Annotated in this window: 9 protein-coding genes and 1 other annotated feature; all 9 genes read right to left on the minus strand. The window is 51.4% G+C overall.

Features of this window, described 5'->3' with window-relative positions:
* Nucleotides 1–61: 61 nt before the first annotated feature.
* Nucleotides 62–673: a Maf family protein gene (locus B9D94_RS21865; protein WP_006208801.1), complete on the minus strand. Its 612-nt coding sequence runs from the start codon at nucleotides 671–673 to the stop codon at nucleotides 62–64.
* Nucleotides 674–698: 25 nt separating this feature from the next.
* A complete protein-coding gene (locus B9D94_RS21870) occupies nucleotides 699–941 on the minus strand; it encodes a DUF4321 domain-containing protein (protein ID WP_006208800.1) in 243 nt (80 codons plus the stop codon).
* Between the two features lie 127 nt (nucleotides 942–1068).
* Complete coding sequence (locus B9D94_RS21875; RefSeq protein ID WP_172963982.1) at nucleotides 1069–2385, minus strand: SPOR domain-containing protein; 1317 nt, start codon at nucleotides 2383–2385, stop codon at nucleotides 1069–1071.
* Between the two features lie 208 nt (nucleotides 2386–2593).
* Complete coding sequence (murC, locus tag B9D94_RS21880) at nucleotides 2594–3970, minus strand: UDP-N-acetylmuramate--L-alanine ligase (RefSeq protein ID WP_006208798.1); 1377 nt, start codon at nucleotides 3968–3970, stop codon at nucleotides 2594–2596.
* A 6-nt stretch (nucleotides 3971–3976) separates the two neighbouring features.
* Nucleotides 3977–5380 (minus strand): bifunctional folylpolyglutamate synthase/dihydrofolate synthase, encoded by a 1404-nt coding sequence (locus B9D94_RS21885; RefSeq protein WP_006208797.1) that lies wholly within the window; start codon nucleotides 5378–5380, stop codon nucleotides 3977–3979.
* A 6-nt stretch (nucleotides 5381–5386) separates the two neighbouring features.
* On the minus strand, nucleotides 5387–8056 hold the full coding sequence (locus B9D94_RS21890; protein WP_148247970.1) for a valine--tRNA ligase: 2670 nt from the start codon (nucleotides 8054–8056) through the stop codon (nucleotides 5387–5389).
* A gap of 111 nt (nucleotides 8057–8167) precedes the next feature.
* Nucleotides 8168–8464, minus strand: a binding site (T-box leader).
* 243 nt (nucleotides 8465–8707) lie between these two features.
* Entirely contained in the window at nucleotides 8708–10066 is a 1359-nt protein-coding gene (locus B9D94_RS21895; RefSeq protein WP_148247971.1) for a LysM peptidoglycan-binding domain-containing protein, read from the minus strand.
* A 170-nt stretch (nucleotides 10067–10236) separates the two neighbouring features.
* On the minus strand, nucleotides 10237–11139 hold the full coding sequence (locus B9D94_RS21900; protein ID WP_148247972.1) for an RluA family pseudouridine synthase: 903 nt from the start codon (nucleotides 11137–11139) through the stop codon (nucleotides 10237–10239).
* Nucleotides 11136–12431 (minus strand): glutamate-1-semialdehyde 2,1-aminomutase, encoded by a 1296-nt coding sequence (gene hemL, locus B9D94_RS21905; protein ID WP_148247973.1) that lies wholly within the window; start codon nucleotides 12429–12431, stop codon nucleotides 11136–11138. Before hemL ends, B9D94_RS21900 begins: the two co-directional genes overlap by 4 nt.
* Between the last annotated feature and the right edge of the window lie 27 nt (nucleotides 12432–12458).

Raw genomic sequence — 12458 nt, forward strand, 5'->3', positions numbered from 1 at the left:
AAATCAGCAGGCCAGCCAAACCTAAGGATATCCCTATAGTCCGGATGCCGTTGTTCTATATCTATGAATCGGTTAGTACATCCATCCCCATATCAGACAGCATGTCCGAGAGCAAAGAAAGCGGCAGACCGACTACGTTAAAATAGTCGCCTTCGATTCCTTCCACGATGGTTGCACCCAGGCCTTGAATCGCATACGAGCCTGCTTTATCAGCAGGTTCCCCGCTCTTTACATAAGCCGCGATCGCGTCATTGCTTAACGATTTCATCTTTACGGTTGTCACACGGTGAGAAACCTGATTACGACCTGATCTCAGATCGACACAAGCCACACCCGTGTATACGAAGTGAGCCCGTCCTTGAAGCATGGACAACATCCTTGCCGCGTCAGCCTGATCCGCCGGTTTCCCAAGAACATGATCATCTACAACTACAATCGTGTCGCTTCCCACAATGATACCATCTTCCGGATCATCCGTCAGCTTGCGCAGTACCGCTTCCGCTTTACGCAGTGCCAGTGATTCCACAATTCGCTCTGGCGACCACCCTTGCGGGGTGTCCTCATCTGCTTCACTGGGCATAATCTCAAAAGGGATACGAAGGGAGGCAATCAATTCCTGACGCCGAGGAGAGGTGGAAGCCAAAATAATACGGCGGTTTCTCTTCTCATTCAAGGGGGATAATCTCCTTTGTCATGTCTTAGAGTCTGCGGTACAGCCAAACGGCAGCAATAATGCCAAGCAGGCTGAGCAGGCAAACTTTAAGTTCAAGGTTAATGTCATAACGAATAATGTCAAAATCAGCTTGAGGCGACCACTTGATTGATGTGGAAGACGTTAGAAAGGACAGGGCTTTAACAGGCAGAAGCGCCTTGGCAAGCCATGATCCGGTCAGCCACCCCAGCAGCAAAAACAAGATGAGCATTCCTTTGTTTTTCTTCATGCATCCTCTTCCCTCGCCATATTTTGACACCCTAATTATTATACGGTGAATCGATAAGCAATACAAACAGAAATCCGGCATGGGGAACTATTTCCAATTCCACGCCGGATTTTACGTTAATTTGAATTTATAGGCCATCCAGGAGTTTCTTTTGACCCATGACATAGTTCATCATGCCTGTTTGAATCTCCCACAAATGCCCCTTGGATTGATTTTTGTTATATTCAGAGAGCGCTGTGATCGAGCTGTTCATCGACTGCTGCATGGCCGGCAGCACAGCCCCGGTCTCAGGACCCAATCCTGCCGAAAGCTGCTGCACCGATTGGATCCACTGCTGATGCAGATTCGTGATGGTGTTCATATGGTCTGCCGCAACGGCTCCCGCCTCCTGCATCCCCAACAGGGATGCCGAAAGTTTGCTAAGCTCCGATACCAGCTTGCCGCTTATCGTAAAATAGTCCGTCAACGTCTGCTCTTCACCGCTAAAAGAGGCAGACTCTAATTGAGGCAGCGATATCTCTCTTACATATAATTCAACGCCTTCAGCCTTCAACTGATTGCTGAGCAGCTTGGCCTGCTCGCGGTCCGGTGAGATGCCTGCATAAACGCGGTTCTCCTCATCCAGGTCCCCTCCCGCTGCAATGCCCGATTGCAGCAATTCCCCCTTCGCTTGCTCCGCCCGCTCCGGCGTGCTGAATACGCCGTATTGGAGCATATAGAAGGCTTGCCCCGGGAATTGAAGCGCCGTTTGGGGCAGATCAGACGACAAGGGCGTCACCGTTCCTTCGGATGGATCAGCCGGTGTTTGATTGACTACGTCATTACCTTCAATCTGCTCGGAAACCGTGTCCTCTCCCGCGCTCCCGCCGTTAAACATGGACAAGACCATGTATCCGAACAACAAACCCGTAATAACAGCTGCGGACACAGAAACAGCCATCTTCCAGAAGGACGTTGGTTTGCGCGAACGATAATAACCATAATCATCGGCAGGAGAATCATATAGACCGGATTCCGGTCCAAGATCCCAGTTGGAATTATTCGTCCCGCTGTCCCGCCCCCCGGAATAATCGTGCTCGTGGGGATGGTGGAGATCCTCATCCAGCTCCGGATATGTATCTGTATACTCAGGGGTATCACTCTGATACCAGCTGTTTGAATGATCGAGCCGTCGTCTCTCCTCAGCCAGTCGCCCCTTGGTCCGGTTATTACGCGATTGCCGCCAGTCTTGATCGTTTACGTCGAAGGCATGCCCGTCCTCCTCTTCCTGCAGCGGCGGTACAATGCGGAGGTGATCCTGTTTGGAAAGATTGGGGTCATAGACTTGATCCTTGTGTCCTGATGAAACCCTTTGACTCAAATCGCGTTCCTCATGCAAAGGTTCTTTGCTCCGATCCTTAGGCGGATCGTGATCGAAACGAATCGTCATCCGTGCTTTGTTCATATCCACACACCTCACTTGTCCTTCTACACCTAGCTATATGATCAAGCTTGGCAACTTATGAGTGTGCAGATAAAACAAACGGGCTAATCAGGAGATAATCCCGATTAGCCCGCTTCAAAGTACGACATACAGCCGTGCCTTCACTCAGACAACTGAGCAATCCCCTGATGCGGTGAAGCAGCAAGAGATTGTGCGCAAGAAAGATAAATCACTTCTTGCCTTTAATGGAATCTGCCAAGGCAGCTCCAACCTTCCATATATCGCCTGCGCCCATCGTGAGCACAAGATCGCCTTCCTTCACACGGTCTTTGAGATCGTTCAAGACGTCTTCCTTGGTAGGCAAATAACGAGCACCCGCATTGCTGTTCTGGACAATCAGCTCCACCAATTTTCCAGAGCTGATACCCTCGATCTGCTTCTCGCCGGCAGGTGAATAAATGTCGGTAATGATCACTTCATCCGCTTCACTAAACGCGCGGCTAAACGCATCCAGAAGGAAAAAGGTCCGCGAGTACCGCTGCGGCTGGAATACGGCGATAATCCGTTTACCCGTAGCTTTTGCAGCACTGATCGTTGCCTCTATCTCCGTCGGGTGATGCGCGTAATCGTCAATTACCAGAATGCCATCTGCTTCGCCAAGCACCTGGAAGCGGCGTTTGGCTCCATTGAATTTGACGATAGCCTCTACAATCGCTTCAAACGAGATTCCGCCCTTCAAGCAGCAAATCACCGTCGCCATTGCATTGTAGACATTATGTTTACCTGGTACGGACAGCTCCACAGTTCCAAGCTCCATTCCGTTATGAAGCATCATGAAGCTAACTTGCCGGTCTCCCAGCACCAGGTTGGTTGCCGTATACTCCGCATCCGAATGAATGCCGTATGTCGTTACGTTACACTTGAGATCAGGCAAGATGGCCTGAATGTTATGATCATCCGCGCAGACCACGGCCGTGCCGTCTGGCTTGATCTGGCTTAGGAACTGCACATAAGCAGCCTTAAGGCGATTGAAATCCCCCTCATAGTTCTCCAGATGATCAGCCTCTATATTCAGTACAACGCCCAGCCACGGATGATATTGAAGGAATGAACCGTCGCTCTCATCCGCTTCGGCCACCACATGCTCGCCCTCACCGGCTTTGGCATTCGTGCCAACGTTCATAATTTCCCCGCCGATGATAAACGTCGGATCAACACCGCATTCCTCCATCACAAGCGCAATCATGGACGAGGTAGTTGTCTTGCCGTGTGCGCCTGCTACCGCAACCCCTTTTCGTTCGTTCAAAAGACGTGCCAGCATCTGCGCACGGTGCAGAACAGGAATGTTCAGCTTCTCGGCTTCCACCCGCTCCACATTGTCTTTGGACAAAGCCGTTGAGTAAACCACAAGGTCTGCACCCTGGACTTGCTCTGCGGTATGTCCAATGTATATTTTGGCGCCCTTGGCCGCCAGCTTTTCTGTCAATTCTTGCGATGCCACGTCAGAACCCGTGACTTTGTAACCCATCTCCAGCATGACTCGTGCAATGGCGCTCATCCCGTAGCCGCCAATTCCGATAAAATGAACATGTTCTGATGTATTCAACAGATATCACCAACCTTTTTCAGAATCGGAAAGGCCCAGGAGGTTGGAACGCACGTCGGCAATCAGGTACAACGTGCCCGACACCACCCCAAGATCCTCCGCTTCCGTCCGTGACTTCAACTCTTCAAGTGCGTTTTTCCAATTTGGTTCTATGATGATTTGCAGTGTGTGTTTGGCATATTTCTCCCTTACCTGCTCTACGATGTCACCAAGCGCCTTGGCGTCCAGTTTCTTCCGGAAATCCGGTTCAGTCAGGATAAGCGTATCCACTATTGGCAGTATATGCTGCAAATACGATTCATGATGCTTATTTGCCAGTATTCCCATCATTAAGTTCAGTTTCCGGTACTTATAGATCTGCGGCAGGCTTTTAGCCAAGGATTCAGCCCCTTCGGGGTTATGCGCGCCATCGAGAACAATTCTTGGAGAAGACAACACCTGTTCCAGTCTTCCCGCCCAGAAAGTCTCTTTAAACCCGGTACGCAATTCTTCCTCATCCACGATAAAGGCCATATACTGACGAAGCACTTCCAGTGTCATCATGGCAAGCGCGGCATTGGCACATTGGTGCTCACCCAGCATCGAGATGGCAAGATCCATATCCCGAAACGGTCCGTGGAAATGGAAGACCTGACTTTCCTCATCCCCATGCAATCGTGCATAAGAGAATTGATCGTTGACGAGATACAGGCTTGTGCGGTTTTTCTCCGCCGTTTCCTTCAAAATTTCGACGGCTTCCGGCTGAGTTACCGTACTCACCACAGGGACTCCAGGCTTGATAATGCCCGCCTTCTCCCTGGTGATCTCCTGAATGGTATCGCCCAATACGTCGGTATGATCCATTCCGATGTTCGTGATCACCGAGATGATAGGGTGAACAATATTGGTCACATCAAGCCGACCGCCAAGCCCCGTCTCCCATACCACGACGTCCGGATAAACAACCTCGCCATAATACAGTATCGCTAGTGCCGTGGACACCTCAAACATCGTAGGCGACCCCAGCCCCGTCTCTGTTACTTCAGCCACAAGCGGCTGCAGTCGATTAGCGAGCTCAAGCAGCGTCTGTTCCGGTATGTCCTCGCCGTTAAACTGAAACCGATTGGTAAACTTCGTAATATAGGGAGAGGTATAGGTACCTACCGTGAATCCCCCTTGAAGCAGCACTTTTGTTAAAAAAGCGCACGTCGAGCCTTTACCGTTTGTTCCAGCCACGTGAATAAATTTTAAACGACGCTCCGGATGGCCAAGCAGCTCCATCAATCGCAGAATTCTATCCATGCCAGGGCGGATTCCAAACGGAATCAGCCCATTAATCCAAGCCACCGCTTCCTCATAGGTTTGGAACGGAGCTGCCACTGCAGCTGCCGATTGATCACCCATCGCTCTCACCTTCTGGTCCAGATTCATCTTGCTTCAGCCTCTCAATTCTTCGATGCGTGCAATAACTTTACTGCGTTTGTCTGAGTAATCCGCAAGCTTCGCGCGTTCTTCTTCAATCACCTTCTCGGGTGCTTTCGACACGAAGCCAGGATTGTTCAGCTTCTTCTCCACACGCTCGACTTCACTGTTCAAGTGCTGAATTTCTTTCTCCAGACGCGTGATTTCTTGAGCGATATCAATCAAACCGGAGAGTGGCAAATACATGTCAACCCCTGTAACCACGGCGGTCATGGCTTTATCTGGCGCCGTCAGCTCAAGTGAGGATTGATACTCCGACGTGTTGCAGAAGCGGCGGATATAATCCGCATTGCGATCGATGATGCTGGCGATCTGCCCGCTCACCGGTTTTAGTTGCAATTCAACTTTTTTGCTCATCGGTACGTTCACTTCCGCCCGGATGTTACGTACAGCGCGGATAACATCCATGAGCAGGTTCATTTCGGTAACGGCTTCCGTGTTCTCGAATGCCGGATCATAGGTCGGCCATGAAGCCAGCATAACCGTCTCTCCCTCATGCGGCAGATGCTGCCAGATCTCCTCGGAGATGAACGGCATGAACGGATGGATTAGACGCATCGTGCGGTCCAGAACATAAGCAAGCACCGATTGCGTCTTTTTCTTGGCCGCTTGATCTTCCCCGTACAGGGACAGCTTCGCAAACTCAATATACCAGTCGCAGAGGTCATCCCAGATGAAATTGTAGAGCAGTCGACCGGTTTCGCCAAATTCGTAGGCATCAATTAGACGCGTAATGTCGCGGGAAGTTTCGTTCAGGCGGTGCAAAATCCACCGATCCGCCGTTCCCAGCTCACCGGAAATGTCGATATCTGCGGCGGTGAAGCCTTCCAAATTCATGAGCGCAAAACGCGATGCATTCCATATTTTGTTCGCAAAGTTACGAGCCTGCTCCACGCGTTCCCAGCGGAAACGAAGATCCTGACCCGGCGTGCTGCCCGTTGAGATCATATAACGCATGGCGTCTGCGCCGTACTGCTCGATAACTTCAAGCGGGTCGATGCCGTTGCCAAGCGACTTGGACATCTTGCGGCCTTCGCTATCCCGAACCAGGCCATGAATCAGGGTATCCTTGAACGGCATTTGATCCGTAAATTCGAGCCCCTGGAAGATCATCCGTGATACCCAGAACGGAATAATGTCGTAACCTGTTACGAGAACGTTGGTCGGATAATAACGTTTGAAATCCTCGCTGTCCAGATCCGGCCAGCCCATGGTCGAGAACGGCCAGAGCGCCGAGCTGAACCAGGTATCCAGCACATCCTCATCCTGTCTCAGATCATCCTTGCCAAGCTTCGCACGCGCTTCCTCTTCATTCATGGCAACAACCACTTCACCGGTGGACTCGGAATACCATGCCGGGATCCGGTGGCCCCACCATAATTGACGAGAGATACACCAGTCGCGTACATTCTCCATCCAGTGCAGGTAGGTTCGCTCAAACCGGTCAGGCACAAAGTTAACGCCCTTGCCGGATTTCTGCGCCTCTACGGCTGCCTGTGCCAGCGGCTGCATGTTAACAAACCATTGCGTGGACAGGTAAGGCTCAACCACCGCGCCGGTTCTTTCACTGTGACCAACCTGATGCACGTGATCTTCAACTCGAAGCAATACACCCGATTCCTTCATGTCATTCACGATTTGCTTGCGGCATTCGCTGCGGTCAAGACCTTGGTACTTGCCGGCAAACTCGTTCATCGTACCGGACTCATCCATCACCGTAATTTGCGGCAGGTTATGTCGCTGTCCCATCTCAAAATCGTTCGGATCATGCGAAGGCGTAATTTTAACGGCTCCGCTGCCAAAATCCTTCTCCACATACTCATCGGCAATAACCGGGATTTCCCGGCCGACAATCGGCAGTACCAGCGTTTTGCCAATCATGTCTTTATACCGCTCGTCTTTCGGATGAACAGCTACCGCTGTATCACCGAGCATCGTCTCTGGACGAGTCGTAGCTACGGTAATGAAGCCGCTGCCGTCTTTTAGCGGATATTGCAAATGGTACAAATGTCCATTGACCTCTTTGTACTCCACCTCAATATCGGACAATGCCGTACGCGCGGCCGGATCCCAGTTAATGATACGTTTGCCGCGGTAGATAAGGCCTTTGTCATAGAGCTTAACAAACACCTCGCGAACCGCTTCCGACAAACCTTCGTCCAGCGTGAAACGCTCTCTGGAATAATCCAGCGACAGGCCGATCTTTGACCATTGATCCCGGATCGTATTCGCGTACAGATCCTTCCATTCCCATACCTTCTCCAGGAACTTCTCACGTCCCAGATCGTAACGGGTAACACCTTCCTCGCGAAGCTTCTGCTCCACCTTCGTTTGAGTTGCAATGCCCGCATGGTCAGAACCAGGCAGCCAGAGCGCATCATATCCCTGCATCCGCTTCACGCGAATGAGAATATCCTGCAGCGTGAAGTCAAGAGCATGGCCGATATGAAGCATTCCCGTAACGTTAGGAGGAGGAATCACAATCGTGTAAGGCTCCGCGTCCGGACGTTTGCCAGCTTCAAAGAAGCCGCCTTCCTTCCAGTACGGATACCATTTTTGCTCGGCTGCCTTCGGATCATACGTCGTTGGCATTTCTAACTGGGATTGGTTTTGTTTTTGATCCATATTTTCGTACCTCCGTCACTGTTAATCAGTTTTGCCAACCAGAAATGTTTTAGCCTTGAGAAGCGGCCCATGATAGCATTTTTGGCATGAAACAAAAAAAGCCCCTCGTCCTCAAAGGACGAAAGACTGTTCTCTCGCGGTACCACCTTTGTTTCGTGCTTACGATTGTTTATCAACCGTTGTCCTCCCGTGAAGAACATGAAGGAGCGTCAAGCACGACACTTTACGCAGATAACGGCTGCGGCCGGCGAACCCTAACCAGGGTAGTAAACGATCCCTACTCTAACTCAAGTCCGCAACTCCGGGGCGACTTCGGCAAGCTGGTTCCTGCGGAATCTCACAGCGCTGGGTAGCAATTCCGCTCTCTGAAGGCCATACCTTCCTACTCTTCCCGTTCAACGTTGTTCTAGCTTTTGGAATACCTGTACATATACTATTCAAATATACCGTGGTTGTTGCATATAGTCAATATTTCGAGTGTTTCCGAAGAATTTAAACATCATACCTGTCCAATCCAAATATTATGACTTACTGAAAATACTTCCGTGTTAGCTCCCTCATTTGCTTCCATCCTGTTTCTGTAAAACAAAAAAGCAGACCAAGGATTTCCCACCTTGACCCGCTTTCTTCTTGCACGATGAACCCCCTCGATTACTGGGGAATGTATAAGACCTGGCCTTCTTCGACATTCTGTTCAGACATGCGGTTGTATAACAAAAGTTCCCGCGGCGTCAGTTGATAGCGCTCCGCAATCAGATCGAGTGTCTCCTCACGCTGAACAATGCACATCCGTACCTTGCGGAATGGAGTTTCCTCATGTCGGTTGCCAAGGAAGAGACTTTTCCACTCCACATCCTCGGACGCAGCGGACTCCACCAGCTCTTCGGCTTCTTCTTCCTCGTCCCGAGCGGCTTGGTCCTGATCCTGCACCGTTCTGCTCGATTGAAGCAATGAAGAGAAACCTACGCCCGAAGTACTTGTGGTGCTGTTCTTTGTACTGAAGGCAACTTTCAGCTCCGGCTTCGTCGTGACCTCCTCGGGTTTAGCGGAGATTTCCTCGGCTATATCCTCTGAAGCCTCTGCCCCCTCGGCAAAAACAGGCTGAGCTTCTTCCGTTTCCGATGATTCCAGCACCGGTACGGCTTCGACCTCTTCGCCTTTGCGTTCAACAACGCCTGGGAAATCTGCTGCCGGTTCTTCCTGAACCGTCTCCGGCTGAGGCGTTACCCGCTCGAATTGCCATACACTTGGAATAGACGGCTCAGGCTCAGCTGCCTGAGGGATCGTTTCCGTCTCATTATGTAAGGCATATTCGACGGTGTCCCGGGCTTCCTGATCACTGGAGAAGCCTTCAGCGCCAGCTGGCTCTTCCGCATCCTGAATTTGATTCTCATACTCCGCCCAGGATGCTAAATACTGCTGTGTGCGCGCATCCGTCCCCGACACGTTGGCCCTTGGCTGAGTTTCGTTAAAATAGGGAGGTGAAGCCGAATTTGTATCTTCACCAGCTCCTCCGCCTTGCAGCTGCTCATACGGATTGGCAGCAAACTGCTGCTCGCCGTTCGAATAGAAATTAGGCGTTTCAGGAGCATGTACCACTGTGAATTCCTCATTGGCCCATACCTGATCCCGGGAACCCGGTGCCGCCGCCTGAATTCCTTTGAGAGAAAGAACCCCTGTAATATTCAAGCTGCGCTTGGATAGCAAATCTACATCAAAATTCTCAATCTCAACTGCGATGTCATCCAAAGAAGATACCCGGTTCAGCGGAACCGTGATCTCGACCGGAATCCAGTGCTCGAGCGGCTCGGTTTCTCCTGCTTCAGTGTCACCTTTATACAGGCCTGCGAGAAGCAGATGCCCCCGAAGTGTGGCCTGATCCTGCTGGCTGATCACCTGAATGTGCGGGATCAACTCCGCCTCTTCCAATTCTTCGATTCCCGGCAAATCTTCCGTTAAATTAATACGCTCGTAAATATCAAACCGCAATCCGTAGGACTGGTCAAACACGGGAATGTCCTCCTTTTTGGCATATACTATCCGTGATCTGTTATCACGGCATGAGCCTAAGTTTCGCCACTCAATTTATCTATATGCCGAAAACAGGAGAGCATGACTTTTTTGCGAATTGTTGCGTGAAAGTTACAGATTTATTCAGGATTTTGCAAAATCCTCTACCGTCAGGATCCCTCTATGATTAACTCTCTTAATTCCATCATGTCCTGAGGCCATGGGGCCTGTACCTCGAGCCTCTCACCTGTTAGAGGATGATGAAACAGCAAGCGTTCACCATGCAGCGCCTGGCGCGAAAACAGCGCCGGTCCCCCATACAAGGAATCTCCCAGGAGCGGATGTCCCATATGACTAAGGTGAACCCGGATTTGATGCGTACGACCGGTTTCAAGACTGATATTCAACAAGCTGGCCCTCGGGTATACTTCAGAGGAGAGAATATGCGTTATGGCAGCCTGGCCGGTTAATGACACTCTACGGCGGCTTGAGTGATAACGGTCCTTGCCGATCGGCAGGTCGATCACTTTAAGCTCCTGTCCTACCCTGCCCTGTACGATAGCAGCATAAATCCGCACAATTTTCTTCTCTCGCATCGCTTCATCAAGCTTCAGCTGCGCGTATTCATTCTTGGCATACAGCACAGGACCGGTTGTATCCTTATCCAGACGATGAATATGCCGGACCGCCGTATGAATCCCCTCTGCTTCGTAATAAGCGGCTACAACATGATTCAGCGTTGTTTCCTCGCTCTCCTGATCGGGGTGGACGGCCATACCGGCCGGTTTGTTCACGACGAGACAGAACTCATCCTCATGCAATACGTGCAGTTCCTGCCATCTCGGTTTGATGCCGTAATCGCGATAAGGAAAAAGGACCAGCCGAAGCCGGTCCCCTCTCCATTGTATCCCTTGCTCATGGCGCAGCTTGCGATACAGCTTCTCGGGCATTCCGAACGTCTCGAGAAGCCACTTGGCAGCGGCCTGTTCCCGATCCGGCTGGCTCAACAGCACCTTGCCAGGTGTCAGCTCCAGCCATTCGCCCCTTTTACTCCAGTTCCCCTTGTAACTCATAGGCTCTTGAAGGCGCTGCGGTTCGCTTCAATGGTGGCATCGATATCCTCCACCGTATGGGCTGCCGAAATGAACATGCCCTCGAACTGGGAAGGAGGAACGCTGACTCCCTCTTGAACCATGGCCGCAAAATATCGGCGGAACATATCCAAATCACTCGTCTTGGCCGTATCGAAATTCACCACTGGCGTATTCGTAAAGAAAGGACATACCATGGAGCCTATCCGATTAACGGACAACGGGATACCGAACTCCTTTGCATTGGACTCGAGTCCGGCCTGAAGCCGGGCGCCCCGTTCCTCCAGCTGCTCATAGACTGCCGGCGTCAACAGCTTCAAGGTAGTGTAACCGGCAGCCATGGCCAGCGGATTTCCGCTCAGCGTTCCCGCCTGATAGATTGGTCCTGCCGGAGCAATCTGGTCCATCAGTTCACGCTTGCCCCCGTAAGCACCGACGGGCAAGCCGCCGCCGATCACTTTGCCCAGGCATGTCAAATCCGGTGTGACACCATACCGTCCCTGAGCACAATTCAAATCGACCCGGAATCCCGTCATCACCTCATCAAAAATAAGCACACTGCCGTAATCGGAGGTCACCTTGCGCAAGCCTTCCAGAAATCCTGGAAGAGGAGGAACTACGCCCATATTGCCTGCTACCGGCTCAACGATTACAGCTGCGATCTCTTCGCCAAACCGTTCAAAAGCAAGCTGGACTGATTCAAGGTCGTTATACGGAACCGCAATCGTGTTAACAGCCACGCTTTCCGGTACGCCTGGACTATCAGGCAGGCCGAGGGTTGCAATTCCAGATCCGGCTTTGATGAGGAGGCTATCGGCGTGACCGTGATAGGAGCCCTCGAATTTGATGATTTTGCTGCGTCCAGTGTAACCACGCGCCAGACGGATAGCGCTCATCGTCGCTTCCGTACCGGAGTTCACCATCCGTACAACCTCGATCGACGGAACTCGCTCACAGACAAGTTTAGCCATCTCGGTTTCCAACAGTGTCGGGGCACCGAAGCTTGTACCCTTTGCCGCCGTCTCCTGCAGGGCATCAACGACCTCAGGATGGGCATGACCCATAATAAGCGGCCCCCAGGAACCCACGTAATCGATAAAGCTGTTACCGTCAATGTCATATACCCGGCTGCCCTCTCCACGCTCGATATAAATCGGTGTTAAACCCACAGACTTAAACGCACGTACCGGACTGTTCACGCCACCGGGAATGTATTGCTTGGCTTCCTCAAAAGCAGAACGCGACAAATCTTCTTTCCGAAAATCTTGGCTCATATTATGCACTCCTTACTCTTTAATCGT

Origin of the sequence: Paenibacillus sp. Cedars, from assembly GCF_003184205.1 — a bacterium.
Lineage (GTDB): Bacteria > Bacillota > Bacilli > Paenibacillales > Paenibacillaceae > Paenibacillus_AQ > Paenibacillus_AQ glucanolyticus.